Origin of the sequence: Janthinobacterium sp. HH104, assembly GCF_001758715.1 — a bacterium.
GTDB classification, from domain to species: domain Bacteria; phylum Pseudomonadota; class Gammaproteobacteria; order Burkholderiales; family Burkholderiaceae_D; genus Janthinobacterium; species Janthinobacterium aestuarii.
In genome coordinates this window covers 130,693-156,694 of record NZ_LRIB01000035.1, presented here as the reverse complement: position 1 = coordinate 156,694, position 26,002 = coordinate 130,693, and the positions used below count along the sequence as shown (strand labels likewise).

Annotated in this window: 25 protein-coding genes; 6 read left to right on the top strand and 19 right to left on the bottom strand. The window is 64.6% G+C overall.

Going from position 1 to position 26,002, the window contains the following annotated elements; translation table 11 throughout:
- Positions 1–9: 9 nt before the first annotated feature.
- Genes JAB6_RS15595 through JAB6_RS15580 form a run of 4 tightly spaced genes read right to left on the bottom strand, consistent with a single transcriptional unit; the run spans position 10 to position 3,095 of the window.
- Positions 10–1,038, bottom strand: a complete 1,029-nt coding sequence (locus JAB6_RS15595) for an FAD:protein FMN transferase (RefSeq protein ID WP_070303550.1) — start codon at positions 1,036–1,038, stop codon at positions 10–12.
- A 26-nt stretch (positions 1,039–1,064) separates the two neighbouring features.
- Positions 1,065–1,889, bottom strand: coding sequence for a DUF4198 domain-containing protein (locus JAB6_RS15590; RefSeq protein ID WP_070303549.1), 825 nt, complete (start codon positions 1,887–1,889; stop codon positions 1,065–1,067).
- Between the two features lie 10 nt (positions 1,890–1,899).
- Complete coding sequence (locus JAB6_RS15585) at positions 1,900–2,415, bottom strand: DUF2271 domain-containing protein (protein ID WP_070303571.1); 516 nt, start codon at positions 2,413–2,415, stop codon at positions 1,900–1,902.
- Between the two features lie 26 nt (positions 2,416–2,441).
- Entirely contained in the window at positions 2,442–3,095 is a 654-nt protein-coding gene (locus JAB6_RS15580; protein ID WP_070303548.1) for a PepSY-associated TM helix domain-containing protein, read from the bottom strand.
- A gap of 263 nt (positions 3,096–3,358) precedes the next feature.
- On the opposite strand from JAB6_RS15580, the gene JAB6_RS15575 reads away from it, so the two are divergent.
- Complete coding sequence (locus JAB6_RS15575) at positions 3,359–3,856, top strand: pyridoxamine 5'-phosphate oxidase family protein (protein ID WP_070303547.1); 498 nt, start codon at positions 3,359–3,361, stop codon at positions 3,854–3,856.
- Positions 3,857–3,940: 84 nt separating this feature from the next.
- Positions 3,941–4,534 carry a DUF2239 family protein gene (locus tag JAB6_RS15570; protein ID WP_070303546.1) on the top strand — a complete coding sequence of 198 codons (594 nt, stop codon included), beginning with the start codon at positions 3,941–3,943 and terminating at the stop codon, positions 4,532–4,534.
- Positions 4,535–4,549: 15 nt separating this feature from the next.
- On the opposite strand, the gene JAB6_RS15565 is transcribed toward JAB6_RS15570, so the two are convergent.
- From JAB6_RS15565 to JAB6_RS15510, 12 genes are all read right to left on the bottom strand, one after another.
- Positions 4,550–4,813, bottom strand: coding sequence for a hypothetical protein (locus JAB6_RS15565; protein WP_139091562.1), 264 nt, complete (start codon positions 4,811–4,813; stop codon positions 4,550–4,552).
- Positions 4,814–5,033: 220 nt separating this feature from the next.
- On the bottom strand, positions 5,034–5,393 hold the full coding sequence (locus tag JAB6_RS15560) for a KGG domain-containing protein (RefSeq protein WP_070303570.1): 360 nt from the start codon (positions 5,391–5,393) through the stop codon (positions 5,034–5,036).
- Positions 5,394–5,598: 205 nt separating this feature from the next.
- Entirely contained in the window at positions 5,599–6,288 is a 690-nt protein-coding gene (gene pdeM, locus JAB6_RS15555; protein WP_070303544.1) for a ligase-associated DNA damage response endonuclease PdeM, read from the bottom strand.
- Entirely contained in the window at positions 6,285–8,750 is a 2,466-nt protein-coding gene (locus JAB6_RS15550) for a ligase-associated DNA damage response DEXH box helicase (RefSeq protein WP_070303543.1), read from the bottom strand. The genes pdeM and JAB6_RS15550 overlap by 4 nt, the downstream gene beginning before the upstream one ends.
- Before the next feature lie 7 nt (positions 8,751–8,757).
- Positions 8,758–10,389 (bottom strand): ATP-dependent DNA ligase, encoded by a 1,632-nt coding sequence (locus JAB6_RS15545; protein ID WP_175444551.1) that lies wholly within the window; start codon positions 10,387–10,389, stop codon positions 8,758–8,760.
- Entirely contained in the window at positions 10,382–11,422 is a 1,041-nt protein-coding gene (locus JAB6_RS15540) for a ligase-associated DNA damage response exonuclease (protein WP_070303541.1), read from the bottom strand. Before JAB6_RS15540 ends, JAB6_RS15545 begins: the two co-directional genes overlap by 8 nt.
- 89 nt (positions 11,423–11,511) lie before the next feature.
- Complete coding sequence (locus tag JAB6_RS15535) at positions 11,512–13,185, bottom strand: ATP-dependent DNA helicase RecQ (RefSeq protein WP_254671646.1); 1,674 nt, start codon at positions 13,183–13,185, stop codon at positions 11,512–11,514.
- A 112-nt stretch (positions 13,186–13,297) separates the two neighbouring features.
- Positions 13,298–13,696: an MAPEG family protein gene (locus tag JAB6_RS15530; RefSeq protein WP_070303540.1), complete on the bottom strand. Its 399-nt coding sequence runs from the start codon at positions 13,694–13,696 to the stop codon at positions 13,298–13,300.
- A 50-nt stretch (positions 13,697–13,746) separates the two neighbouring features.
- A complete protein-coding gene (locus JAB6_RS15525; protein WP_070303539.1) occupies positions 13,747–17,145 on the bottom strand; it encodes a PAS domain S-box protein in 3,399 nt (1,132 codons plus the stop codon).
- Complete coding sequence (locus tag JAB6_RS15520) at positions 17,142–18,266, bottom strand: hybrid sensor histidine kinase/response regulator (RefSeq protein WP_175444550.1); 1,125 nt, start codon at positions 18,264–18,266, stop codon at positions 17,142–17,144. The genes JAB6_RS15525 and JAB6_RS15520 overlap by 4 nt, the downstream gene beginning before the upstream one ends.
- 106 nt (positions 18,267–18,372) lie before the next feature.
- On the bottom strand, positions 18,373–18,981 hold the full coding sequence (locus tag JAB6_RS15515) for a chemotaxis protein CheB (protein WP_070303537.1): 609 nt from the start codon (positions 18,979–18,981) through the stop codon (positions 18,373–18,375).
- A 1-nt stretch (position 18,982) separates the two neighbouring features.
- Positions 18,983–19,807: a protein-glutamate O-methyltransferase CheR gene (locus tag JAB6_RS15510; protein ID WP_200873008.1), complete on the bottom strand. Its 825-nt coding sequence runs from the start codon at positions 19,805–19,807 to the stop codon at positions 18,983–18,985.
- Between the two features lie 230 nt (positions 19,808–20,037).
- Here JAB6_RS15510 and JAB6_RS15505 point away from each other — a divergent pair, with 230 nt between their 5' ends.
- Complete coding sequence (locus tag JAB6_RS15505) at positions 20,038–21,006, top strand: IS1595 family transposase (protein WP_070303535.1); 969 nt, start codon at positions 20,038–20,040, stop codon at positions 21,004–21,006.
- 7 nt (positions 21,007–21,013) lie between these two features.
- Here the strand turns inward: JAB6_RS15505 and JAB6_RS15500 are convergent, their stop codons facing one another.
- Positions 21,014–22,000, bottom strand: coding sequence for an aldo/keto reductase (locus JAB6_RS15500; protein WP_070303534.1), 987 nt, complete (start codon positions 21,998–22,000; stop codon positions 21,014–21,016).
- 89 nt (positions 22,001–22,089) lie between these two features.
- On the opposite strand from JAB6_RS15500, the gene JAB6_RS15495 reads away from it, so the two are divergent.
- Together JAB6_RS15495 and JAB6_RS15490 are read left to right on the top strand one after the other, a co-directional pair.
- On the top strand, positions 22,090–22,980 hold the full coding sequence (locus tag JAB6_RS15495; protein WP_070303533.1) for a LysR family transcriptional regulator: 891 nt from the start codon (positions 22,090–22,092) through the stop codon (positions 22,978–22,980).
- Between the two features lie 68 nt (positions 22,981–23,048).
- Positions 23,049–23,558: a GAF domain-containing protein gene (locus JAB6_RS15490; protein WP_070303532.1), complete on the top strand. Its 510-nt coding sequence runs from the start codon at positions 23,049–23,051 to the stop codon at positions 23,556–23,558.
- Here JAB6_RS15490 and JAB6_RS15485 read toward each other — a convergent pair whose 3' ends face one another.
- Positions 23,559–24,146: an O-methyltransferase gene (locus JAB6_RS15485; RefSeq protein WP_070303531.1), complete on the bottom strand. Its 588-nt coding sequence runs from the start codon at positions 24,144–24,146 to the stop codon at positions 23,559–23,561.
- A gap of 38 nt (positions 24,147–24,184) precedes the next feature.
- On the bottom strand, positions 24,185–25,075 hold the full coding sequence (locus tag JAB6_RS15480) for a DMT family transporter (RefSeq protein WP_070303530.1): 891 nt from the start codon (positions 25,073–25,075) through the stop codon (positions 24,185–24,187).
- Between the two features lie 101 nt (positions 25,076–25,176).
- Between JAB6_RS15480 and JAB6_RS15475 the strand changes: the two genes are divergently transcribed.
- The gene (locus JAB6_RS15475; RefSeq protein WP_070303529.1) at positions 25,177–25,956 is read left to right on the top strand and encodes a helix-turn-helix transcriptional regulator; all 780 of its coding nucleotides are present in this window, start codon (positions 25,177–25,179) and stop codon (positions 25,954–25,956) included.
- Positions 25,957–26,002 lie beyond the last annotated feature (46 nt).

Here is a 26,002-nt window from a genome sequence, read left to right as displayed (position 1 = left end):
ATTAATCGTTCATTCGTCGAGCATGGCCAGCATGTGGCTGCTCAGCGTTTCGTGGTAGCCGTGCCCGTCGCGCTGCAGGAAGCGCGCGGCCAGGCCCTGCTCTTCGGCCAGCGCCATGCCGGCCTCGACACCCAGCACGGTCAGGGCCGTCGACCAGGCGTCGGCCGCCATGCATTGCTCATGCACGACGGTGACGGAAGCGAGTTGATTGGCGATCGGCATGCCGCTGCGCGGATCGATGGTGTGCGAGAAACGCACCGTGCCGTCCTCGAAGAAACGCCGGTAATCGCCCGACGTCGCCACGGACAAGCCGTGCAGCGCCAGCAGCATTTCCGCCGGATGCCGCTCGGTATTGGCGCCATCGACCTGTTCCAGCATCACCCACCACGGCTGACCGTCGGGCTTGCTGCCAGCGCCGCGCAGTTCGCCGCCCACTTCGACCAGGTAATGGTGGATGCCCTGGCTGTCCAGGTAGCGGGCCAGGCGGTCCACGCCATAGCCCTTGGCGATGGCGGACAAATCGAGCTGCAAGCCGCCCGGCTGGCGCGCGCGGCGGGCCGGCAAGTCCAACTCCAGGCGGCGGCGCTGGCCTTGCGCCAGCAGCAGGGCCACGCTATCGTCTTTTGGCGGCAAAAAGCCCGGTTCATCGTAGCGATGGCGGGGACCGAAGCCCCACAGATTGACGAGGGCGCCCGCGCACGGGTCGTAGGCGCCGCCCGATGCTTGCGACACGTGCATGGCAAAGCCCAGCACCTCGCAAAACGCGGCGGGCAGGCTGTGCCAGCTACCAGGCTCGGCCCGGTTGAAGCGGCCCAGGTCGGACTCGTCGCTCCAGTGGCTCATTTGCGCCACGACCAGGTCCAGCTGCTGCTGCAAGCCCTGCTGCAGGTCGGCGCTGCCCGCGCGTCCCGGCATGGCGGACTCGAGCAGGCGCACCGACCAGCTGGTGCCCATGGACAAGCCGCGCAAGTCCCGGATCGCGGAGCCGGGCGGCGCGGCCTGATCGGAAATATGCTGCGGCAGCAGGACCCGGCGCATCGGCGCTCTCGTGACGATGCCGCCGCTTACTGCGGCAGCACTTCCACGGTGGCCGCGTACGTCATGCGGCGCTCGGGCATCACCGGCGGCTGGCCGGCCACGGCCGGTGCGGCCGCTGGCCAGGTGCTGCTCAGGTAATACATGCCGGCCGCCGGCACAGTGAACGTGATCTCGCCCTTGGCATCCGTGCTCTGGCGGATTTCACCGAGCACGCCACGGTAGCGCACGCCGCCTGGCACCAGGCTGAAGGCCTGGTTCGCCGCCGGCTTGCCATCGACGAGGAAGCGCCACGTGGCTTTCTCGCCCGCACGCAAATCGTTCGGGTGCGTCACGGGCACGAATTCCAGGCCCACGCCCGTCGGCTTGAACACTTCCGTGCTGGTTTCGCCATTGCTGAAGAAAGTTTCCAGGCGCGCTGCCGTGCGCGTGATTTTCAGCTCTTGCGCGTCGGCCGGCACTTCCTTCTTGAACGTCTCTTCGTTGCCGCGGAAACGTTTCTGCTCGCCATTGAGCTTGTAGCTGCCCATCACGTTTTGCGACACGATGGCCGCTTTATACGTGCCCGGCTTTTCCATTTTCACGTCGAAGACGCTGCGCAAACGGCCCGTGACCGTGTTCGCCGGCGTGACCTTCGCGCCATCCGGACCAATCACTTGCAGTGCATCCAGGCGCAGCGGCTGGTGGTCGATATCGAACAGGCCGTCGGAAACGGCCGCGTCCACCGTCACCCAGGCGTCCTTGCTTTCCACCATCGTGCTCGATGGCACCATCCAGCCGCGGTGGGCGTGGGCGTTCATGGCCAGGCCGGCCAGGGCCACGGCGATCAGGGTTTTGTTGAATTGCTTGAACATGATGTGCGCCTTATGGTTTGAGTTGGACGACGACATTGCCGAGTTCTTCCTTGCCTTTGGCAGGCACGGACTGGGCCGATTTCAGCGGCCACTGGAACGGTACGCGCACCAGTTCGCGTCCGCCCGCTTCGCGCGCCGCTTCCACGACCACCTGGTATTCGCCGGCCGGCAGCTTGTCGAGCAAGGCTTTGGCGCCGGGGAACGTCAAGGTATGTTCGCCGGGCGCGCGCGTGGCGCCGCTGACGCCGTCAACGGGCATGGCCAGGTCGCGGCCGCTCTTGCGCCACCATTGACGCATGTCCTTCAGCCATTTTTCACCGGCCTTGTCCTTCTTTTTCACGTCATACAGCACGGCCAGATTGCCAACGACCTTCTGGTCCGCCGTTTCCAGCCACGCCGCCACGTAGGGACGGTGGTATTCCGCCACGTTCAGTTGCGGCAGTTCAATCTTGAGGGACAGGTCGGCAGCCATCGCCGACGTACCGATCAGGGGAAGGCCAAGCGCCAGGGAGTAGCGTAATTTCATGGTGTGCCTGTAAAAAGGAAAAAACATCAGTGGATAAACAGCAAGGCGATCACGCAAGGTATCAAGATACCGAGGCCCACCATCGGCCAGGTAAATGGCCGGTTGGCTGCGTGGAACTTCAAAATCAACAAACCCGTCAGGCAAAACACGATGCAGGCGCCGGCAAAGATGTCGATGAACCAGCTCCAGGCCACGCCCGTGTTGCGGCCCTTGTGGACATCGTTGAGCCAGGACACCCAGCCCCGGTCCGTCAATTCATATTCGGCGGCCCCGTCTTCGAGGCCGATGCGCACCCAGGCGTCGCCGCCCGCCTTGGGCAGCGGCAGATACACTTCGTCGACCGACCATTCGGCGGGACGCCCGCCCGCATTGAGCGACCATTGCTGCTTGAGCCAGGCTTCGGCGGCGGCCGGCATCGGCGCATTGGCGCCATCGTGCTTGGCGGCATACGCGGCCAGTTCCGTGACGAGGGGTGCCGGCAGCTCGGCCTTCTGGCGTGTGATCGCCGGCTTGGCTTCGATCTGGCCGGCGTGGTTCAGGGTGATGCCGGTAATGGCGAACAGAAACATGCCCAGCAGACAAAGCGCCGAGCTGATCCAGTGCCATTGATGCAAGTTCTTCAGCCAGACGGCGCGGCTGGCGTTGTTCTTGACCTTGTCTGCGGCGCCCGCATCAGCCATTGAGCGCTCCCGGCAAGGAGCGGGCCAGGTGGCGCGACAAGTCAGTGTGCTTCATTCCCATCCTTCAATCAAAGTGCATGCTGATATTTTCAAACAAATGATAATGATTATCATTTATTAAGTCAATACATGGGGTGCCCCGCCGGGCCAGCGTTTTGTAACAGCTTTGAAACAAAGCTGGCCTGCTACGTAAGCTGCCGTACAGAGCCGCTTGCCGCACCCGCCTATGCTGTTGTTCAGGACAATCAAACAGGAGCAAGCACATGCAACAATATTCCAGCGAACAACTGGCCAACATCGCGGCCAAGATCAAGGACATCAAATTCGGCATGCTGACCACCAGCGACGACATGCGCACGCTCACCAGCCGGCCGTTGACGCAGCAGCAGGTCGACAGCGAAGGGCAAATCTGGTTTTTTGTCTCGGACGATGCCGCTTACACGCGCGACTTGCTGAACAATCCGCAAGTCAACGTCAGCTTTGTCGACACGGGCGACAGCCTGTATGTGTCCGTCTGCGGCCACGCGCAGCTGCTGAAAGACCGCGCCAAGGCGGAGGAATTGTGGAACCCGCTGGTCAAAGCGTGGTTCCCGGGCGGACTCGACGATCCGAAGCTGTCGCTGATCAAGGTCACGATACAGTCGGCCGAATATTGGGATAGCAGCGCCAGCAAGATGATGCAATTCTATGAAATGGCCAAGGCCGCCATCACGGGCGAGCCGCCGAAAGACATGGGCGAACACGGCCGGGTCGATCTGTAGCAGACTTTTTCTATTTTACCCGGGTGTTATTGACTTTCAATTTAACCCGGGTAAAATTGCCTGCATTCCCCCATGGAGGCAAACATGCATACCCTCGTAACACCCGAGCTCACCGCCTTCGCCGGCAAACGCAAAGTGGCCGACGGCACTTTGCACGCGGTCGCGCAATCATTGAAAGAACTGGTGACGCGCGAACCCGATGCGCAGATCCTGATTTTCGACGACGCCAGCGGCAGCCAGGTCGACCTGAACCTGCATGGCAGCCTGGCCGACGTGCTGCAGCGCCTGCCACGCGCGGCCACGCCAGCGCCGCAGGAAGACATTCCCGCGCGCACGGCGGGCCGGCCAAAACTGGGGGTGGTGGCGCGCGAAATCACCTTACTGCCCCGTCACTGGGAATGGCTGGCAACGCAGCCGGGTGGCGCTTCCGTGGCCTTGCGCAAACTGGTGGAACACGCGCAGCGCGGCAACAAGGCGCACGATGAGCAGCGCCAGGCACGCGAAGCGGCCTATAAAGTCATGAATGCGCTGGCCGGCGACGCGCCCGGCTTCGAGGAAGCGAGCCGCGCCCTGTTCGCCGGCAAGCAGCCGGCGTTCCTCGCGTGCGTGCAGGACTGGCCAGCCGACGTGCGCGAACACGTCTTGCAGCTGGCACAGCGGGGATGGTCCGAAGGTTAAGCTAAGGTTGGAAGATCAGACGCCCGTGCTGCCCGTGGTATCGGGCGCATCGTCGGCGCTCTGCCGGCTCTGCCCGGCGGAGCCGGCCTGGTGATGGGGCAAGCGGTCGGCGCGCCGCACCTCGCCGATGGAAAACAGATCGTCGCCGATATCGAGGCCTTGCTCGCTATCGACCAGCACAAAGTTTTCGCCCGAATCGGCCGTGCTTTGCTTGCTGCCCGCCGTGGCCGGCGTGCCACCCTGCTTATTGCCGGGCTGCGGCGTAGTGGAGTTACCCATCATCTTCTCCCTGATCATGAATCCGATTTGATTGCAGATTGACTATGCGTGGGCCGTGGCCGGCGCAGCTATTTCATCATAGTCCATGCCTGCTGCGATGCATCAGAATTTTTGCGCTAGCCAGCGGTAGCCAAACAAGCGCGGCCCTGGCCAGCGGCGTGCCTGCCTCCCGCCGGCCAGGGCCCATTGCTACTTGCAACGTGCTACTGCTTGCCAGTCACTACTTGTTGCGCGACCCCGAGCTGGAACCGGAACCGCCGCTTTGCTTGTTGCCACTGTCGCGGCCGCCATCCTGGTTCATGCTGGCATTGTCGCGCGAGCCGCTGGAGCTGGAGGCGCTTTGCCGGTTGCCATCGTTCTTGTGGCTTTGGCTGCCTGCGCGGCGGGCCTCTTCGGACGTGAATTCATGGGCCGTGCCTTTTTCATGTGCGGCCCGTCCGCCTTCACTGGCGATTTCACGCTGCTGGGCGGGGTCCATGGAAGCGAAACCCCGTTTGCTGGTATCGCTTTGCTTGTTGCCGCCGCTGCTACTGCTACTGGTTTTATTACCTTGCTGTTTATTGTCGCTCGATGTGGCCATGATGATCTCCTTGATCGATGGAATCAGAAACAATGCAAAAAACAATGCAAACCATGCAAATCTTCCCCCTCGCATGGCAAGGGAACCGTCATCTTAGTGCGCGCATGGGCCACAAGAAATAGGAGGATGGCAAGAGCGCATGTAGGATGAGTCCCGCCTACGGTAGCGTAGTTACTTTTAGTTTTCCACCAAAAGTACCAGACACTCAGCAGTTAGCGGGCAGCGGAAAAATCGCCGCGTCCGCCGTCACGTAGACGCGCTCGCCAACGGCTGGCCGCACCGCATGGCCGCCCGTGAAGGCGCCAAACGAGGGCAAAATGGCGCGATCCTGCCCCAGCAGGAAACACGGCAGGCGCAAGCCGCCGCCATGCAGTCCCGTCCCTGCTGCGCGCAAGTGGAACACGGGATGCACGTGGCCGGCCAGCACGTAGCCGGGCGCCACCGTATCCGGATGATGGCAGAACGACAGCTTGCCCACCTGGTGCGGTTCGTCGACCATGCGTATCCGCAGCGTGGCGCCCGGATCGCCCGCATGCGCATCGTGGTTGCCGCGCACCACCGTCAGGCGCACGTCCCGATGGCGCGCGCGCCAGGCCAGCATGGCCGCCACGGTGGCGGGCGCATGTGCGGCGCGCGCGTGCAGGAAGTCGCCGAGAAAGACGATTTCCTCGCAAGCGTAACTGGCCAGTAAGGCGTCGAGCGCCAGCAGGTTTTGCGTCGTGGTGCCGCGCGGCACGGGCACGCCCAGCGCACGGAACGCGGCCGCCTTGCCGAAATGGATGTCGGCGATGACCAGCACCTTGCGCGCCGGCCAATAGATGGCCTTGTGCGCCAGCAGCCAGACTATCTCGCCGACCAGTTCCACCACGCAGTGCGCTTGCTGCTGCCCGCTCATGCGGCCGCCTTTTCCAGCGCGCTGACCAGGCGCGCCACCCGGTCCGACAGCTTTTCCGTCGTCAGCTGTTCGCGGAAGCGCTCGACCATCAGGCCGAAGGCAAATGGCGATGCCCGCTCCAGCGCTTGCAGGGAAATGCGCCGCCCATGCAGCTCGCGCAAGGTGGCGCGCAAGCGCGTCAATTCCAGCTCCTGTTCCAGCACTTCGCGCTGCGCCTGCGTGAGCAGCAGATTGGCTGCATCGTGCTTGCGAAATACTTCAAAAAACAGCGAGGACGAGGCCTGCAACTGGCGCGCGCTTTTTGGCTGGCCCGGATAGCCCTGGAACACGAGGCCGGCGATGCGGGCGATTTCGCGGAAGCGCCGCTGCGACAATTCCGTCGCATTCAGGCTGGCCAGCACGTCCTCGAGCAGATTGTCCGTGCTGAACAGGGTAAGGTCGGCGCCGCTGGCGCCCGTCAACAGCGGCGCAAAATCGATGTCGTCCGCGCCCAGCAATTCAAAGCCGTAATCGTTGACGGCGATCGACAAGGTCGCCGGCTGCACGCGCGCGATGCGGTAGGCCAGCAAGGACGCCAGGCCCAGGTGCACGGAGCGTCCCGCAAACGGATACACGAACAAATGATGGCCTTCGCGGCTGGACAAGGTTTCCACCAACAGGGCCGCGCGCGTGGGCAGGCTCGACCATGCCTGCTGGATGGCCAGCAGCGGCGCCAGCGCGCGCATTTCCGGCCCGCTGGCCTTGCCTTCCTGCGCCAGTTGCAACTGGTCGAGCACGGCATGCGCGAGTTCCGACGACAGCGGCATCTTGCCACCCTGCCAGCGCGGCACGGCGCCGCGGCTGCCCGTGGCGCGCCGCACGTAGGCCGTCATTTCGTGCACACGCACGAATTCCAGGATGCGCCCGCCAAACAAAAAATGGTCGCCCTGCTTCAGGCGCGCGATGAACGATTCCTCGATGCTGCCGATGCGGCCGCCACCGAGGAACTTGACCTGGATCGCCGCCTCCGAGACGATCGTGCCGATGCTCATGCGGTGGCGCCGCGCCAGCGCCACGTCCGGCACGCGGTACACGCCCTCCTCGTCCGGCAGCACTCTGCGGTATTCCGGATACACGGTCAGGCTTTGCCCGCCGCGCGCGACGAAATCGAGCGCCCATTGCCACTCGTCCGGGGTCAGGTGGCGGTAGGACCAGGCCGCGCGCACTTCCGCGTACAGCTCGGCAGACTGGAAACCGCCGCCCAGCGCAATCGTCACCAGGTGCTGCACCAGCACGTCGAGCGGCTTGTCCGGCACGGGCCGCGCTTCCAGGTGGCCTTGCGCCAGGGCAGTGCGGGCAGCGGCCGCTTCCAGCAATTCCAGGCTGTTGGTGGGCACGAGGGTGACGCGCGAAATGCGGCCCGGCGCGTGGCCGCTGCGCCCGGCCCGCTGCACCAGGCGCGCGATGCCTTTCGCGCTACCCACCTGCAGCACCCGCTCGACGGGCAGGAAATCGACGCCCAGGTCCAGGCTGGACGTGCACACGACGGCTTTCAGCTCGCCCGTTTTCAGGTGCTGCTCGACCCACTCGCGCACTTCGCGGTCCAGCGAACCGTGGTGCAGGGCGATCAGTCCCGCCCAGTCGGGCCGCGCATCGAGCAGGTGCTGGTACCACAGCTCGGCCTGCGAACGCGTGTTGGTGAACACGAGGGTGGTGGCGCTGCCCTCGATCTCGGCGATCAACGGTTGCAGCATCTGGATGCCCAAATGCCCGCCCCAGGGAAAGCGCGTGGGGTTGACGGGAATCAGGCTGTCGACGAGGATGCGCTTTTTGACTTTGCCTTCGACCAGCACGCCGGTGCTTTCCTCGCCCAGCAAGACGTCCTGCGCCTGCTGCAAATTACCCAGGGTGGCCGACAGGCCCCACGTCATCAATGCGCCATTCCAGCGGCGCAAGCGAGCCAGCGCCAGCTGCACCTGCACGCCACGCTTGCTGCCCATCAATTCATGCCACTCATCGACGATCACGGTTTCCAGCAGGCTGAAGCGTTCGCGGGCATCCGCCTGGCTCAGCATCAAGGACAGGCTTTCCGGCGTCGTGACGAGCACCTCGGGCCAGGCCTTCGCCTGCCGCGCCCGCTGCGCGGCGCTCGTGTCGCCCGTACGCGCCTCGATGCGCCAGCCCGGTGCAAGCTCCGCGCCCGAGGCTTGCAGCGCGCGCACCGTGTCGGCCGCCAGCGCCCGCATGGGCGTGATCCACAGCACGCGCAAGCCCTGCTTTCGTCCCTTGCGTTGTAGTCGCTCGGCGCGCAGCAAGGCGCCGAACCAGACGGCGTAGGTCTTGCCGGAGCCCGTGCTCGCATGCAGCAAACCCGATTGCCCCTGTGCGGCCGCGCGCCAGACGGCGCGCTGGAATGGGAACACCGCCCAGCCGCGCGCGTCAAACCACGCATCAATGCGCTGCGCCAGCGCGCTTTTGCTCATCGCTTGCTCATGTGGCCTGGACCAGCATGGCCTTCAGCGTGGCCAGCGTGTCCGCATCGGCGATGGCCTTGTCGTCACGCCGGCGCAGGATGCGGGGAAAGCGCACGGCGATGCCCGCCTTGTGGCGGCTGGACGCGGCGATGCCCTCGAAGCCGATCTCGAACACCATCGTCGGCTTGACGCTGCGCACGGGGCCGAATTTTTCTATCGTCGTCTTGCGGATGGCGGCGTCGACTTGGCCGATCTCCGCATCCGTCAAGCCCGAATACGCCTTGGCGAACGGCACCAGCTTGCGCTCGCCTTCCTCAACGTCATCCCACACGGCAAACGTGTAATCCGTGTACAGCGACGCGCGCCGCCCGTGACCCGCCTGGGCATAGATCAGCACGGCGTCGATCGAATACGGGTCGATCTTCCATTTCCACCAGGTGCCCACGTCTTTCGTGCGGCCCACGCCATACGCGGCAGACCTGGCCTTGAGCATCATGCCCTCCACGCCGCGCGCCCGCGATTCGCTGCGGATGGCGGCCAGCGCCTCCCAGCTTGCCGCCGCTATGCGCGGCGACAAACGCAGCGCGGGAGCATTTACCTGCGCCACTACGCTTTCCAGCAGCGCGCGGCGCTCGAGCTGGGGCAGTTGCCGCACATCCAGGCCATCGAGTTCCAGCACATCATAGGCCACGAGTACGGCCGGCAGCTCGGCCAGCAGCTTGGGCGACACGCTCTTGCGCCCCATCCGTTGTTGCAGATCGGCAAATGGCGCCGGCACATCGCCCGGCTGCCAGATGAGGATTTCGCCATCGAGCACGGTGCCCTCGGGCAAGGCCAGCTGCGCCAGTTCGGGAAAGCGCTCCGTGATCAATTCCTCGCCGCGCGACCACAGCCAGTTCACGCCCTCTCGGCGCAGCAGCTGGGCACGCATGCCGTCGTATTTCCATTCGACCAGCCAGTCGCCGATGTCGCCGAGGCTCTGCGGCTCCGCCTGCAAGGGATGGGCGAGGAAAAACGGGTACGGCTGGCCGCCGCGCAGCGCATGTTCGCCATCGGACTGCGCGGCGATCAGCTTGAGAAAACCCGCGCCCGTGGGGCTGACCTTGCCATCGGTCCAGCCCATCAGGCGCTGGGCGATCAGCTTGCTGTCGACGGCGGCAATGGAGGCCAGCGCGCGCGTCACCAGCAGCTTTGACACGCCCACGCGAAAGCCGCCGCCGATCAGTTTGATCAGCAGGAAGCGTTCGCGCGTTTCCAGCTCCTCCCAGTAGGCCAGCAAGTCGGCGCGGATGGTCTCGGGCGGTGCACCGCGCAACGGCGCGATGCGCTGCTCGACCCACTCGGCCAGGCCGACATCGCTGCGCCTGGCGGGCGCGGGCAGGATCAGGGCGATGGTTTCGGCCAGGTCGCCGACGGCGTGATAGGCCTCGTCGAACAGCCAGGCATCGAGGCCCGCCCGCTCGGTCGCATACTCGCGCAGCAGCTTGGTAGGCACGGCCTGGCGCGGCTTGCCGCCGGCCAGGAAGTACACGGCCCAGGCCGCATTCTCGGGTGAGGCGCCGCGAAAATACGCTTGCAGCGCCGCCAGCTTGCGGCTGGTGGAGGTGGTCTCGTCGAGTTCCGCGTACAGCCGGGCAAAGTCACGCATGGGCGACGTCCTCCGCTGCCGTGGACACTCCGGGCACGCCGTCATCGGCCTCGTCGTCGCCATACTCCGTCTCGAAGCCACCCGCCTGCCAGCCGTTCTGCTGCAGCCAGCGCACCATCACGGGAATCGAGCCGTGCGTGACGATGATGCGTTCGGCCTGCGTGGCCGTGATCGCTTGCATCAGGCCGGGCCAGTCGGCATGGTCGGACAGGACAAAACCCCGGTCCACGCCGCGCCGCCGGCGCGCGCCGCGCAACAGCATCCAGCCGCTGGCGAACGCATCGCTGTAGTCGCCGAAACGCTTCATCCACGGCGAACCGGCGGCCGACGGCGGCGCGATCACCATCGCTGTCTTCAGGGCCGCCTTGTCCGTCACGTCGCTCACCATGACGGTGGCGGGCAAGGACACGCCCGATTCGCGGTAGACCTGCGTCAACGCTTGCGCCGCGCCATGACAGATGATGGGACCGATGGAAGGGTCGAGCCCGGCCAGGATGCGCTGCGCCTTGCCGAAGGCATAGCAGAACAGCACGCTGGTGCGCCCTTCGGCCGCATTCCTGCGCCACCACTGGTTGATGTCGTCATAAACTTCCTGCGGCGCCTGCCAGCGGTAGATGGGCAGGCCGAAGGTCGATTCCGTAATAAAGGTATCGCAGCGCACGGGCTCGAACGGTACGCCCGTGGGGTCCGCCTGCAGCTTGTAGTCGCCCGACGCTACCCACACTTGGCCGCCCACTTCCATGCGCACCTGGGCCGAGCCCAGCACGTGGCCGGCCGGGTGCAGCGACACTCGCACGCCATGGTGTTCGATGGTCTCGCCATACGCGAGGCCCTGGATGGACACGGCGCCCAGGCGCGCGCGCAGCACTTGCTCGCCGGGCGCGGCGCACAGGTAATGCCGGTGCCCGACACGCGCATGGTCGGCATGCGCATGCGTGATGATGGCGCGCTCGACGGGACGCCACGGGTCGATGTAGAACTGCCCCGGCACACAGTACAAGCCTTCCTTGCGCACCACCACCATGTCTGCCATGCCCTGCCCCCTGCCTTAAAAAAGCGCGTTGGAATGGGCTGATTCTAGCGCGCTTGCGCCAAATCACTGTTCGGCAGCGCACCATGGCTTCACGCGGGAACGACGAACTCGGCCATGAAGGTACGCGTGGTGTTTTCCGGAAAGGCAATGGTGACCTGGTCGCCCGCCACGGACAGCACGGTGCCGATCTGGTAGCGCGGTACGCGCACGCGGCTGCCGACGGCGATCTGGGGTGCCGGCGCTGGCGGTGGCGTTTCAGCAGGCGCGGGCGGGAACTCGTCAAGGCTGATGGGCGCGGCCAGCGCGGGCGGCGACTGGCAATTGTCGCAAGTGCAGCAGCGCTCGAAATCGCCGGCATCGCCAAAATAATCGAGCAGCAGTTTCCAGCGGCACAGGCCGCTTTGCGCATACGCCACCATCTGCTCGAGCGCCTGCTTGTCGCGCTCCTGCTTGTCGACATAGATCTGCGCCAGCTGCGCATACGCAGGCGTGGCGGCCGACTGGGCTGTCAAGCGGTAGCCGAGCTTGCGGTCCTGGCGCAGCAGCTTGCCGTCTTTTAACAGTTTCAGGCACACCTTCAAGTGGCCGTCGGAAAACTCGGGCAGGCGCGCTACCAGCGCGGCGAACGCAAACGTGGCTGGTAATTCTTGCGCGGCCGCCACGATGGCGGCCAGTTCTTCGGCCGTGGGATAGTGCTTGGCCAGGAAAAATTGCTGCACCCGCTTGTCTTCCTGGAAGTACAGCAAGGTGCAGTCGGCGGGCAAGCCGTCGCGCCCTGCCCGGCCCGATTCCTGGTAATACGCTTCCAGATTGGCCGGCACCTGCAAGTGGATGACGAAGCGCGTGTCGGGCTTGTCGATGCCCATGCCGAACGCGTTGGTGGCGACCATGATGCGGCGCTCGCCATTCATGAACAAGTCCTGGTTATGCTTGCGCTCGCGCGCCGCCAGCTTGCCGTGGTAGCACGTGACGCTCTCGCCCAATTCGCCCAGCCGCGCCGCCAGGTCCTCGACAGCTCTGACGGTGGCCGCATACACGATGCCCACGCCTGGCGTCTCGCGCAGCAGGCGCAAGACTTCGTCCTGTTTCTCTCCCGCATTCGTGACCTGGATCACGCGGTAGCGCAAATTGGCGCGGTAGATGCCCGTATTGATGACCTGCAGCTTGCGCGCTTCGAGCTGCGCGTCGATATCGGCTATCACTTCCCCGGTGGCCGTGGCCGTCAGCGCCACCACGGGCGGACGGCCCAGCGCGCGCAGGGCGGCCGCGATTTCCAGGTAGGCGGGACGGAAGTCGTGGCCCCACTGGGAAATGCAATGGGCTTCATCGATGACGACCAGGCTGGGCGGCGCGCTGGCCAGCAAGGACAGGAACTCGGGCATCGCCAGGCGTTCCGGCGTGCAAAAAATGATGAGCCTGCCGCCCTGGGCGATGCGGGCGATGGCGTCGTCCTCTTCGGCGCGCGACAGGCTGCTGTTGAGCTGCACGGCCGTGATGCCCAGTTCGTGCAGCTTTTCCAGCTGGTCCTTCATCAGCGAAATCAGCGGCGACACGACCAGGGTCGTGCCCGGCAACAGGGCGGCGGGCAGCTGGTAGCACAGGGACTTGCCGCTGCCGGTGGGCATGATGGCCAGGGTGTCGCGCCCGGCCAGCACGCTGTCGATGACTTCCTGCTGGCCCGTGCGCAGCCGCGCCACGCCGAAGACCGAGCGCAGCAGGCGCTGGATGTGTCGACCAGACTTGTTCAGCGAAGCAAGCATCATTGCCATCCTAAAAGTAAAAGCACCATGCCGGCGCCCCTGCGCCAAGGTGAGTTACTTTACGGCCGGGCCCGGCGCACCGCCATAGGACGGGCGCCACAGCTGGCGTAGGAATTCAGGAAGCAAACAGGATGGCCCAGAACAGCATCAACAAACCGGCAATCGACACGCACCACACGAGCGTGCGCACGACGGGCACGCCAAACGCGTACAGGGGCAGGTACAGCACGCGCGCGGCCAGGTACAGGGCGGCGCCGTACAGGGTCAGCGCGCTTTCCTGCGCCGTCACGTGGGCGATCAGCACGGCGGCGGCGAACAGGGGCAGGGTTTCGAACAGGTTCGCCTGGGCCCGCCGCAAGCGGGCCGTGATCTTGCCCACAGGCGGCCCGTCGCCGTCGCGCGCGCTCACGTTATAGGCCGTGCCCGTTTCGCGCGTGCGGAACAGGGCGGGAAGCAGGATTTGCACCAGCGCCAGCACGAGGGTACAGGCCAGCATCGTCAGTTCAGGAGTCATCCATTTGCCTCTGCAGGGTGAGACGGGCAAGCCGTGCCGGCGCGTGCCCGTCAGGGTTGATCGAGTGCCGCTTGCAACTCCAGCAAATCATAGGGCTTGCGCAAGACGCTGGCGGAAAAGCCCAGTTCATCCATCGACTCCTTGCCATAGCCCGTGGAAAAGATAATGCGCATATCAGGTTTATCGCGCAGCACCATGCGCGCCAGCGCGATGCCGGACATGCCGGGCAGGCTGACATCCGTAAACAGGATATCGAAGTCTTGCTCGTTGAGCAATTTCCACGCCGCCTCGCCATCGGACACGCCGCTGACCGTGTGGCCCAGCATACCCACCAGTTCGCACACCATCAGCTGCGAATCGAGATTGTCTTCCACCACGAGTATCTTCATCGATGTCGGCATGTCCCCCTGCGGTTCTGGCGCATGCCCCGTCAAGTCCAGCCCCGGCGTGCCGCCTGCCAGCACGCTGGCCGCCAGGCCGCCACCCGCTTGCGTGCCGGCCACCGGTGCGCCGGACCGTTCAAACTGGCGCGCGCGCATTTGCTGCTGGCGGTTGGCCAGCACATGGCGCAGCTTGCGCGCCAGCTCTTCGCGCCGGTACGGTTTGCTGAGCAATTCCACTCCCGCGTCGAGTCTGCCTTCGTGCACGATGACATCCTGCGCGTAGCCCGACGTAAACAAGACGGCGATATCGGGCTGCAACTCGCGTGCTTGGCGCGCCATCTCCGTGCTGCTGACGGGACCGGGCATGATCACGTCCGTAAACAGCAAGTCGATCTGCGCACCGCTGTGCAGCACGGCCAGCGCGCTTTCGCCATCCTCGGCCTTGAGCACCTTGTAGCCGAGCGCGCCCAGCATATCGACCACGGTGGTGCGCACGCCCACATCGTCTTCCACCACAAGCACCGTTTCCGTGCCGCCCGTGACGACGCCGCTCAATTCCAGTTCCTCGTCCGCTTCCGCCATCAGGGAACGGGGCAAATAGATTTTGACTCCCGTGCCCACGCCAGGTTCACTGTAAATACGGATATGGCCGCGGCTTTGCGTGACAAAGCCATACGCCATCGACAAGCCCAAGCCCGTGCCCGCGCCTTCCGGCTTGGTGGTGAAGAACGGCTCGAACGCGCGCTGCAGCACGGGGCCGCTCATGCCACGGCCCGTGTCCGTCACCGACAGCATCACGTACTGGCCGGCAGGCACGTCGACCAGGTTGTGCACATACTGCTCGTCGAGTACGACGTTGCCCAGCTCGATGGTCAGCTTGCCCACGCCATCCATGGCGTCGCGCGCATTGATGGCCAGGTTCAGGATGACGTTCTCGATCTGGCCGCGGTCGACCAGGGTATTCCACAACCCGCCGCCGCCCACCAGCACGATGTCGATCGCTTCGCCCAGGGCGCGCCGCAGCAGCGCATCCATGTTGCGCACCACGCGCGCCAGGTCGGCCACCACCGGCTGCAAAGGCTGGCGCCGCGCAAACGCCAGCAGATGCGACGACAGCTTGGCGCCCCGCTCGACGGCGGCAATCGCCGTATCGAGGCGCTGGCGCATGACGCCATCCGTGCCCGTCAAATGCTGCAGCAAATGCAAATTGCCGGAAATGATTTGCAGCACATTATTGAAATCGTGCGCGATGCCGCCCGTCAGCTGGCCCACGGCTTCCATCTTTTGCGCCTGGCGCAAGGCGTCTTCCGCCTTCGTGCGCTCACCGACTTCCTGTTCGACCCGGTGCTCGAGCGTTTCGTTCAATTCATGCAGCGCTTTTTCCACGCGGCGCCGGTCCGTGATATCCGTCTTGACGGCGATCAAGGAGCGCGTCTGTCCCTGTTCATCGACCAGGCGGCTGACATTGCTCGACACCCACACTTGCGAGCCGTCGGGCTTCAGGTAGCGCTTTTCCAGCGAGAACGATTCGCCCGTTTCCACCAGGCGCTGGAACAGCACGCTGTTGCCGGGCACGTCCGCCGGATGCATGATGTCGTTCATGTTTAGGCTCAGCAGCTCTTCGGCCGAGCGGCCCAGCATGCAGCACAGGGCGCCGTTGACCCTCTGGAAACTGCCGTCGAGGCCCAGCTCGGACAAGCCCACCGAGGCCTGGCCGAAAATAGCGGCCATACGCTCCTGGCTGGCGTTCAGTTCATCCTCGATCTGGCGCCGCTCCGTCACATCGAACGACACGCCCACGTAGCGGCGCTGGCCCGGCACGCGGCCGGCCACCACCTCGCCCTGGCGCGCGATCCAGCGCAGCGCGCCATCGGCCGGGCGGCGGATGCGGTACTCCACGTATTCGAGGGGATTGGGCGCCACAGCAAGCTTGCTCGGTCCGACCTTTTGCTGGTCGCGCGCATCGACCAGGCTCACCAGCAAGCGTTCCGTCACTTCCACCTCGTCGGCAATGCCCCACAGGCGGCGGAAGGTGGGCGACACCAGCATCGCGCCCGTCTCGGGGAACCATTCGAAGGTGCCGATGCCGCCCGCCTGCTGAGCCAGGCGCAAGCGCTCCTCGCCTTCCATGCGTTCGGTGACGTCGATGCCTTCGACGAGGATACCCGTGACAGTACCCTCGTCATCCTTGATGGGCTGGTAGACGAAGTCGATCTGGCGCTGCCCCGTCTGCCCGTCCGCCGTCTGCAAATCCACCTTCACCTGGCGTCCCTCGTACGGTTCGCCCGTGCGGTAGACCTGGTCGAGCAGTTCGATGAATCCTTGCTCCTTGACTTCAGGCAAGGCCGCTTCGACTGTCTTGCCCAGCAGATCGCGGTGACCGACCAGGCGCAGATAATGTTCATTCGCCAGCTCGAACACGTGCCGCGGCCCGCGCAGCATGGCCATGAAGCTGGGCGCCTGCTGGAACAGGGCGCGCAGCAGCGCGCGTTCCTCGCCCAGGCGGCGGTTGGCCGCGCGCACGGCCTCGCTCTCGGCCTGCAAGGTCGTGTTGAGTTTGCCCAGCTCGGCCGTGGCCAGCTTCAGCTGGCGCCCTTCTTCCATGCGCGCCGTCAATTCCAGTGCCGTGCACAGCACGCCGTCCACCTGGCCCTCGTCGCCATGCACGGGCGTATAAAACAGGTCGAAGCAGACGTCGGTGCGCTGTCCGCCGCGCAACAGCGGCAAGCAGCATTCTCGGTGCACCTGTGTTTCCCCGCGCAATCCCGTTTCGAGGATGCGCGCATTCCAGTCCCAGATTTCAGGCCAGATGGCCGGCACCGTGCCGCCCAGCGCGGCCGGATGGCGCTCGCCTGCGATCTGGATGTAATCGTCGTTGTAAATCATCACGTGCTGCGGGCCCCACATCAGCACCATCGCCATCGGCGAATTGAGCACGATGTCGACGCTGGTGCGCAAATGGGCGGGCCAGCCATCGAGCGGGCCCAGGCTGGTGGCGGACCAGTCGCGCTGGCGCACCAGCTCGCCCATGTTGCCGCCGCCGCGCGGCCAGGCTGGCGCGCTCATGTAACCAATCCCGCTTGCACGCGCACCTGGCACTGGCGCGGGATGCGCACGGTCGCCAGCGTGCCCTGCGCGGCCGTCGAACTGATCTCGACCGTGCCGCCGTGGGCCTTGACGAACATGTTGACCGTGTACAAGCCCAGCCCCAGGCCCTGCCCCGTCCTGCGCTTCTCGCCCGCCTGCTGGAACGGCTCGAACAGGGTCGGCAGCAAGGCGGCCGGGATGACGCCGCGATTGGCGATGCGCAACTCGATATGGTCGGCGGCCCGTCCATCGAGGTCCAGTTGCACGGGCGTGCCCGGCTCGCCATGTGTGATGGCATTGTTTAACAGATTCGAAATGACTTGCGACAGCAAGCCCGCATCGCATTGCCCGTGCAGATTACCCGCGCTGCCGACCTCGACCAGCGGCGCCTGGCCGGCCGTCTCGAATTCCTCGACGATGGCGCGCGCCAGCGCCAGGTAGTCGTGCGTGCTGCTGCGCAACTCCATCGTACCCGAGCGGATGCGCGCCAGGTCCAGCAGCTGGTCGACCATGCGCCCCATGCGCTTGGCGCTGCTTTCGATGCGCTGCGCCGTGACGATCACCTTCGGGTGGTCGCTCATCATCGGCAGCAGCATGGCGCCGTTCATCACCACCGACAAGGGCGTGCGCAAGTCGTGGCCCAGCACGGCCGTGAACAGTTCGTTCAGGTGCAAGGCATGCTTGAGCTCGTCGAGCTGGGCCGACAATTCGCGTTTCTGCTGGTACAGCTGGACCAGCACGGCCACCTTGCTTTGCAAGGCCTTCACGTCGATGGGCTTGTAGAGAAAGTCGACGGCGCCCGCCTCGTAGCCGCGGAAGCTGTAGCTCGGTTCGCGCGACGCCGCCGTCAGGAAGATCAGGGGAATGCTGCGCGTGCGCTCGCTGCCGCGTATCAACTCGGCCAGCTCGAAACCATCCATGTGCGGCATTTGCACGTCAATCAGGGCCAGCGCCACTTCATGCGTCAACAGCAATTCCAGCGCTTGCGCGCCCGAGCTTGCTTTCAGGATGACAATACCGGGCCGTGCCAGCACGGCTTCGGCGGCGACCAGGTTTTGCGCGATGTCGTCAACGACGAGGATATGGATAGGTGCGGTCACGGAATCATCTTCAGGCATCGCAACGGCAAGATGCCATCGTGTTTCGATATGAACATCAACATTGTTTCAATTCTCACATATATTACACGCACTACACCACTCTCATTCACTTGTGTTCGCCATCGCCGAGCAATGCCAGGCTGGCGGCCATCTGCGGCAAATCGAGCACGCGGTCGGCGCCCGCCAGCTTGAGCGCGGCCGCCGGCATGATGCCACAACTGGCCCGCTGCGGGTCTTGCACCCAGGCACTACCGCCCAGCTGCCGCACGCGCGCCAGGCCCGCCGCGCCATCGGCCGAAGCGCCCGTCAGGATAATGGCCAGCATGGTTCGCCGGTAAGCCAGCGCCGCCGTTTCCAGCAAGACATCGATGGACGGGCGCGAAAAATACACGGGCGCTTCCTGCGACAGGGAAAAACAGCCATCGGGCTCGACTTGCAGGTGGTAGTCGGGCGGCGCGAAATACACGACGCCCGCTTGCAGCGGTTCCTTGTCCTGCGCCTCGCGCAAAGGCAGCTGGCAACGTTCCGCATACAGCTGCGGCAACTGGCTCGAGCGGCCCGGCGCCAGATGCAGCACCACCACGACGGCCGCGCGGCAGGTGGCGGGCAAGGCGCGCAGCACGATGCCCAGCGCTTCCACGCCGCCGGCCGAGGCGCCGATGGCGATCAGGCGCAGGCCGGCGGGCGGTGCCGCGACGTCGCAGCCTGGCAGCATGTCAGGCACGCTGGAAGATGCGTTCGGCCGGGCTCAGCTCGTTGAAGCTGTCCGCATGGCGGCTGAAATGCAGGCTTTCCTTCATGCCCAGACCCAGGAAGCCCCGGTTCACCAGCGCTTCGTGGAACAGGCCCAGGCTGCGGTCTTGCAAGTCTTTGTTGAAGTAAATCATGACGTTACGGCAGGAAACCATATGCACCTCCGAAAACACGCTGTCCGTCGCCAGGCTGTGGTCGGCGAAGACGAACTGGCGCCGCAAGCGCCGGTCAAAGATGGCGCCCTTGTAGGCGGCCGTGTAATAGTCGGACAGCGAGCGCTTGCCGCCCGCCAGCTGGTAATTCTCGCTGAACTGGGCGATGCGTTCGATGGGATAGATGCCCGCTTCGGCGGCGGCCAGCGCTTCCACATTGATGTCGGTCGCATAAATCATGCTGCGCTCGAGCAAGCCTTCCTCTTCCAGTAAGATGGCCAGCGACCATACCTCTTCGCCGCTGCTGCAGCCGGCCACCCAGATCTTGATCGAGGGATAGGTATGCAGGATGGGCACGACTTTTTCGCGCAGGGCACGAAAATACGCGGGATCGCGGAACATCTCGCTCACTTGCACCGTGAAAAACTGCAGCATCTGCGCGAACATGGCCGGCTCGTGCAAGATGCGGTCCTGCAATTGCGACAGGCTGGCGCAGCCGAAGCGCTCCATGGCCTGGCGCATGCGCCGGCGCAGGGAGGCCACGGAATAATCGCGGAAATCGTGCTGATAGCGCAGCAGTATTCCCTCAAGCAATAACTTCAGTTCTATATCGAAAATATCGTCATCTAACAACATCCACCTCATCGGATACCTGACCATTGAACAGCGTGCAAAGCGCAGCGCGCAGTCACTGCCAAATGCTAGCAGATCGCCGGCAATTATCCTGCAGAGAAAGTTTCAGTTAGGTACGCTGGCGTACACTCACGCGTTTTTTTCGGCTCTGTCCTCGACAAGTAGGGGAATTCCGGGAATCTTCCCGTGTCCCTGCTGTCTGACTGAGCATCGCAGACAAGCGGGAGCCTTCCATGCAGCCAGCCCAATGGAAAACCTTCATCGCCCAGTTCGCCGAACTGAACCGCCGCCAGCGCCTGGCGGGCATCGCCCTGCTGCACGGGGCCGCATCGCAAGACGTCGCCGTGGCATTGATCGAAAGCGTGGCCCGCCAACAACCGCACTGTCCGGTTTGCAACAGCAACCATGCTCACCGGCACGGCCATGCACACGGACTGCAGCGCTACCGTTGCGTGCCTTGCGGCCGCACCTTCAATGCACTCACCGGCACGCCGCTTGCCCGCTTGCGCCACAAGGCGCTGTGGCTTGAGTATGCCCATTGCATGCTGACATCGGATTCCGTGCGTAAGGCGGCGTTACAGCTGGGCGTGCACCGCAATACCACGTTTCGCTGGCGCCACCGGTTTTTATCATTGGCAAAAACGGACCGGCCCCATCGCCTGCATGGCATCGCCGAAGCGGACGAGCTGTATGTACTGGAATCGGAGAAGGGATCGCGGCATTTGACGCGCCCGGCGCGGCGCCGTGGTGGTCATGCCTTTAAACGTGGCATATCGAATGAGCAAGTCTGCATCCTGGTGGCGCGTGACCGCACTGGGCAAACCCTCGATTTCGTCACGGGAAAAGGAGCACTGACCAAGGCACAGCTACATGCTTGCCTGCCACCCGTCATCGACAAGGATATCTTGCTGGTCACCGATGGTCATGCCGCCTACCGCGCCTTCGCCCATGAAGCAGGGGTCAGCCACCAGGCCGTCAACTTGCGTGCCGGCATCCGCGTGCGGGGCGCCGCCCACGTGCAAAACGTCAATGCGTATCACAGCCGCTTGCGGGATTGGCTACGGCCGTTTCACGGCGTAGCCACACGCTACCTGTCGAATTACCTGGGCTGGCGCTGGATACTCGACGCCGGGCGCATCCGCTCGCCAGAAACATTATTGAAGGCAACACTAGGAGCATTCCCACATCTAACGGTGACATAGCCTTTTTTCAGGCATCCACGCCCTTCATGCCTTCTTCCGTATAGCGCGCGCCCGCCGCCATGCCCAAAGGAAAGGCCGCGTTCATCGCCGCCAGTTCCGCCCCGTCCAGCCGCACGGCCAGCGCGCCGAGGTTGTCGTACAAATACGCGATGCGCTTGGTGCCGGGAATGGGAATGATGTCGTCGCCTTGCGCCAGCAGCCAGGCCAGCGCCAGCTGGGCCGGCGTGCAGCCTTTTGCGCGCGCGATGTCCCTCACTTGCGCGACGATGGCCTGATTGCGCGCCAGGTTATCGGCGGCAAAGCGGGGATTGAACTGGCGAAAGTCGCCCGCGTCGAGGCTGGCCGCATCGGCAATGGCGCCCGTCAAAAATCCCCGGCCCAGCGGACTGTAGGCAAAGAAGCTGGCGCCCACGTCGCGGCAGGCGCCCAGCACGCCCTGCTCCGGTTCGCGCGTCCACAGCGAGTATTCGCTCTGCACGGCGTCCACGGGGCAGATCGCCGCCGCGCGCCGCAAGGTGGCGGCGCTCACCTCGCACAGGCCCACGGCGCGGATCTTGCCCTCTTGCCGCAGTTGCGCCAGCGCGCCCATCGATTCCTCAAGTGGCGTCTCGAGATTCAGGCGGTGCAGATAGAACAGGTCGATGGCCTCCACGCCCAGGCGCGCCAGCGACGCTTCGCACGCCTGGCGGATGTAAGCGGGGGAATTGTCGACGCGGCGCGCATAACTGCCCGCCTCGCGCGCCAGCCCGCACTTGGTGGCGATCAGGGCCTGGCCGCGATGGCTGGCCAAAAAGCGCCCCAGCAACTGCTCGTTGTGGCCGAAACCGTAGGCGTCGGCCGTGTCGAACAGGGTCACGCCCGCCGCCAGGGCCGCTTCCAGGGTGGCCAGGGATTGCGCCTCGTCCGTGGCGCCATAGAATTCCGACATGCCCATGCAGCCCAGGCCCAATGCCGAACTGGTCAAACCGCTATTGCCGATGTGTCGCTGTTGCATGCTGCTCTCCTCAGTTGTTGACTCGATGCCGCCAGTGTGGACCGCGCCAGCTGGCAAGGGAATGCCCGATTTCGTGATACCTTTCTGGTATGAGAGCCCTCGATACCCATGCCTTGACCCTGTTTTGCGCCGTCGCCCGCTGCCTGAACTTCCGCCAGGCGGCGGAGCAATTGCACATGACCCAGCCACCATTGTCGCGCGCCATCAAGGGGCTGGAAGACAAGCTGGGCGCGCGCCTGTTCGAGCGCGACACGCAGGGCGTGGCCTTGACGCAAGCGGGCCGTACCCTGCTGCCGCAGGCGCTGCACATCCTCGATTTGCTGGAGATGGCGCAGCAATCGCTGCGGCAAGACAGCGCACCCGCGCGCCTGCGCCTGGGCTTGACCAGTTCCGTGGCGGCAGGCCTGTTCCGTCCTTTGCTGGCGGCGCTGGAGGAGCAACTGGGCAATGTCCGCCTGGAATTGACGGCGGCCCCGTCGCCGCGCCTGGTCGCCGCCGTGCGCAAGGGCCAGCTCGATGCAGCCCTGCTTGCCTTGCCCAGCGCCACGTTCGAGCTAGCCGTGCAGCCGCTGGCGCGCCAGCCCATGATGCTGGCCCTGCCCGCCGGGCACCGGCTGGCGAAGAAGCGCAAGCTCAGCCTTGCTGACATCGCCCAGGAACCCATCTACTGGTTCGAACGGGTGCGCCAGCCCGCCTTTTTCGACCATTGCCAGCAAGTGTTCCGCCGGCATGATTTCGCGCCGCATTTCCTGCGCGAAGCACCCGACCACCATGTGCTGCTCGGCGACGTGGCCGCAGGCAAAGGTATGGCGCTGCTGGCCGACTCGTTCCGCGCGCTGCGCATGGATGGCGTGATCTACCGGCCATTGGCGGAAGGCGAGGAATTGGCGGCCGGCATCGGCCTGGCATGGCAGGCCGATCACGGCCATGCGGCCCTGCACCTGCTGCGCCAGCTGGCGCAGGAATATCTGAAACAGTGACGGCCGCGCGCGGATGCGCCAGACGCGCTACCATATCGCCTTCCCCATTTTCAAGCGCCACCACGACCATGACGTTTACCATCAGCGACGCCGCCTACGGCACCGATACCCCCGCCGCCAAGCAAGCCATGTATGCGGACTTGCGCTCGCAGCTGCAAGGCTTGCTGTCAGGCGAGACCGACTTCATCGCCAATACGGCCAACTTCAGTTCGCTGGTCTTCAACACCATGCCGGGCCTCAACTGGGCCGGCTTTTATTTCCTCAAGGGCGAGGAATTGGTGTTGGGACCGTTCCAGGGCAAGCCCGCCTGCATCCGCATCAAGAAGGGGCGCGGCGTGTGCGGCACCACGGTGGTCGAAGGCAAGTCCATCGTCGTGCAGGACGTGCATGCATTTCCCGGCCACATCGCCTGCGACGTCAATTCCCGCTCGGAACTGGTGGTGCCCGTGTTTGCGCACGGCCAGATCATCGGCGTGTTCGACCTCGACAGCCCGTTGATTGGCCGTTTCGACGACGTCGACGCGCAAGGCGTCGAATCCTTGGTGCGCGTGCTGGAAGCGGCTATCGTTGCTGAATAACTAGTTGCCCGCCTTGACGGCGATGAATTCGCCCTTGCCGACCGTCGCCAGGCACGTCGTGTAGCGGCTGTCGGCGCGGATGGTTTCGATGAAGCCGGCCATGTCCGCGTAGTGCGAACTGGCGTTGTCGACCACCAGCACGCCGCCAGCCGCCAGCGCGCGGTCCAGCTGCGGCCACCACTGCGCGTATTGCTGGCGCGCGGAATCGAGGAAGATGAAATCGTAGGCGCCGTCCGCCGCATCGCGCAGCACGTCGCCCGCGTCCGCCAGCAGCTGGCCGATCACGCCCTGCAATTGCGCGCGCACAAAGTTGTCGTGCGCCATGTCGAACTTGTCCTGCGCCTTTTCCACCGTCACCACCTTGCCGCCCAGCGCCTGCACGGCGCGCGCCAGCCACAGGGTGGAATAGCCGTTCGACGTGCCGATTTCCAGCACCCGCCGGGCGCCGCGCGCGTGCACCATCACGGCCAGCAATTCGCCCGTGTCGCGCGTGATATTGAGCATGCGGCTGGCGCGCGCCGTGTGCGCCGCATCATTGGTGTTACCGAATGCTTCGAGTTCACTCAACAGAGTATCGATGCTGGGCATGGCGCCTCCTTGTTCAAAACACCAGCATAGCAAAAAAACTATGCCGGTGCGCGGCGCAGCGGACGTTTCAGATACTGCACCATCACCACGCCCAGCAGGGTCACGCCGCCACCGATCACATCGTAGCTGTGCAAGGTTTCGCCAAGGAACAGCATGGCGATGATCACCGTGAATACGGGCAGCAAGTTCATCAAGGTCGTCGCGCGGCTCGGTCCCAGCTTGGCCAGGCCATGCATCCACAAGAACGGCGCGATGATGGAGGCGGGGATGCCGGCAAACAGCACCAGCGGCAGGCCGGCGCTGGTGACGGGCGGCGCGGACTGGCTCAGGTAGTACACGAACAGCACGGGCACGGCGCACCAGACCTGGATCAGCAGCGAATGCCAGTTATTCAGGGGAATCTTCCAGCGCTTGAGCAGCACGCCATAGCCCGCATACGACAGGCACGCCAGCAGCATCAGCGCGTCGCCCACGGCTGCTCCATGGGCCAGCAGGGCGGCCGGGTCGCCATGGCTGAGCAAATAAGCGAGTCCCAGCAGCGACACGAGGCCGCCAAACACGCCGCCCACGGTGGGCGCCTCGCCCAGCAGCAGCACGGACAGGCCCACGGCCAGCAGCGGCATCATCGATGCGAGGATGCCCATATTGGTGGCCGTCGTCGTTTGCGCGGCGATGTAGGCGAGGCACTGGTACATGACCATGCCCAACATACCCAGCACAAACAGTTTGCCCAGATACGGTCGCACCACGGAGCGCTGCTTCCACACGGGACGGGCAAACACGAGCGCCAGCAGCACGCCGGCCAGCAGCCAGCGGTAGAACGAGATGGCGGCCGGATCGATCACGCCCACGGCCATCTTGCTGACAATGGTATTGATGGCCCAGATCAGCACGGCGATCACGGGTAACAGATAGTGCTTCACTTGCATGCGGCGTACTCCAGTATTCAAGACCGCCATTTTCGCACGGTCCGATTCCATGGATATAATGCATAGCGGACAATCGATGCGAAGAACAGGACAAAGACACCATGGCCAGCAACCAGCATTTCCCCGCCGTTTCCGACACCCTGCCCTATCCTGTGTATTTCCGCCTCGACGATTACCGCGCGCACCAGCAGTTCGATTACCAGAGCCATCCTTGGGGCCAGCTCACGTATTGCTCCACGGGCGTGATGGAAATCATGGTCGCGGGCCAGCGCTACCTGTCGCCGCCCCAGTACGCCGTGTGGATACCGCCCGAGACTTTGCACGACGGCTATATCCGCCAGGATGTCGTGTTTCACTCGGCCTACATCGACGCCAGCCTGTGCGCGCAGCTGCCGGCCCAGCCGTGCGCGCTGGTATTGAGTCCTTTGCTCAAAGCCATACTAGGCGACTTTGCCGGGCGCAACGTCACCACGCCCGCCACCGAAGCCGACCAGCGCCTGGCGCAGGTGCTGGTCGACCAGCTGCAGCTGGCGCCGTGCAGCCGCAACTATCTGCCTGGCAGCGACGAGCCCGTCATTGCGGCGCTGCTGGCGGCCCTGCAGGCGGAGCCTGGCAGTAACCGCTCACTGGCCGAGTGGGCCGCGCAATTGCACGTGACGGAGCGCACCTTGGCGCGCCGCTGCCAGCGCGAACTGGGCATGCCGTTCGGCGAATGGCGCCAGCGCCAGCGCTTCCTGGCCGCCCTGCCCCTGCTGGAACAAGGAGACACCGTGCAGGCGATCGCGCTGGAACTGGGCTACAGCACGGCCTCCGCTTTCATCGCCATGTTTCGCCGGCAAAGCGGCGGCACGCCTGACCAGTTCCGTCGCGGCCTGCGCTGAAAAAGCGGGTCCGCTTTGTCATGGTTTGTCATATTGGGATGCTAAA

What these genes read in the sequence shown, in the direction of transcription:
- JAB6_RS15530 (WP_070303540.1), bottom strand. Translation starts at nt 13,696, where the DNA reads ATGACTCCTGAACTGACGATGCTGGCCTGTACCCTCGTGCTGGCGCTG.
- JAB6_RS15575 (WP_070303547.1), top strand. Translation starts at nt 3,359, where the DNA reads ATGCAACAATATTCCAGCGAACAACTGGCCAACATCGCGGCCAAGATC.
- JAB6_RS15540 (WP_070303541.1), bottom strand. Translation starts at nt 11,422, where the DNA reads ATGGCAGACATGGTGGTGGTGCGCAAGGAAGGCTTGTACTGTGTGCCG.
- JAB6_RS15565 (WP_139091562.1), bottom strand. Translation starts at nt 4,813, where the DNA reads ATGGGTAACTCCACTACGCCGCAGCCCGGCAATAAGCAGGGTGGCACG.
- JAB6_RS15490 (WP_070303532.1), top strand. Translation starts at nt 23,049, where the DNA reads ATGACGTTTACCATCAGCGACGCCGCCTACGGCACCGATACCCCCGCC.
- JAB6_RS15525 (WP_070303539.1), bottom strand. Translation starts at nt 17,145, where the DNA reads ATGAGCGCGCCAGCCTGGCCGCGCGGCGGCGGCAACATGGGCGAGCTG.
- JAB6_RS15510 (WP_200873008.1), bottom strand. Translation starts at nt 19,807, where the DNA reads ATGTTGTTAGATGACGATATTTTCGATATAGAACTGAAGTTATTGCTT.
- JAB6_RS15550 (WP_070303543.1), bottom strand. Translation starts at nt 8,750, where the DNA reads ATGAGCAAAAGCGCGCTGGCGCAGCGCATTGATGCGTGGTTTGACGCG.
- pdeM (WP_070303544.1), bottom strand. Translation starts at nt 6,288, where the DNA reads ATGAGCGGGCAGCAGCAAGCGCACTGCGTGGTGGAACTGGTCGGCGAG.
- JAB6_RS15580 (WP_070303548.1), bottom strand. Translation starts at nt 3,095, where the DNA reads ATGGCTGATGCGGGCGCCGCAGACAAGGTCAAGAACAACGCCAGCCGC.
- JAB6_RS15595 (WP_070303550.1), bottom strand. Translation starts at nt 1,038, where the DNA reads ATGCGCCGGGTCCTGCTGCCGCAGCATATTTCCGATCAGGCCGCGCCG.
- JAB6_RS15485 (WP_070303531.1), bottom strand. Translation starts at nt 24,146, where the DNA reads ATGCCCAGCATCGATACTCTGTTGAGTGAACTCGAAGCATTCGGTAAC.
- JAB6_RS15560 (WP_070303570.1), bottom strand. Translation starts at nt 5,393, where the DNA reads ATGGCCACATCGAGCGACAATAAACAGCAAGGTAATAAAACCAGTAGC.
- JAB6_RS15495 (WP_070303533.1), top strand. Translation starts at nt 22,090, where the DNA reads ATGAGAGCCCTCGATACCCATGCCTTGACCCTGTTTTGCGCCGTCGCC.
- JAB6_RS15535 (WP_254671646.1), bottom strand. Translation starts at nt 13,185, where the DNA reads ATGATGCTTGCTTCGCTGAACAAGTCTGGTCGACACATCCAGCGCCTG.
- JAB6_RS15570 (WP_070303546.1), top strand. Translation starts at nt 3,941, where the DNA reads ATGCATACCCTCGTAACACCCGAGCTCACCGCCTTCGCCGGCAAACGC.
- JAB6_RS15585 (WP_070303571.1), bottom strand. Translation starts at nt 2,415, where the DNA reads ATGAAATTACGCTACTCCCTGGCGCTTGGCCTTCCCCTGATCGGTACG.
- JAB6_RS15505 (WP_070303535.1), top strand. Translation starts at nt 20,038, where the DNA reads ATGCAGCCAGCCCAATGGAAAACCTTCATCGCCCAGTTCGCCGAACTG.
- JAB6_RS15480 (WP_070303530.1), bottom strand. Translation starts at nt 25,075, where the DNA reads ATGCAAGTGAAGCACTATCTGTTACCCGTGATCGCCGTGCTGATCTGG.
- JAB6_RS15590 (WP_070303549.1), bottom strand. Translation starts at nt 1,889, where the DNA reads ATGTTCAAGCAATTCAACAAAACCCTGATCGCCGTGGCCCTGGCCGGC.
- JAB6_RS15515 (WP_070303537.1), bottom strand. Translation starts at nt 18,981, where the DNA reads ATGCTGCCAGGCTGCGACGTCGCGGCACCGCCCGCCGGCCTGCGCCTG.
- JAB6_RS15500 (WP_070303534.1), bottom strand. Translation starts at nt 22,000, where the DNA reads ATGCAACAGCGACACATCGGCAATAGCGGTTTGACCAGTTCGGCATTG.
- JAB6_RS15545 (WP_175444551.1), bottom strand. Translation starts at nt 10,389, where the DNA reads ATGCGTGACTTTGCCCGGCTGTACGCGGAACTCGACGAGACCACCTCC.
- JAB6_RS15475 (WP_070303529.1), top strand. Translation starts at nt 25,177, where the DNA reads ATGGCCAGCAACCAGCATTTCCCCGCCGTTTCCGACACCCTGCCCTAT.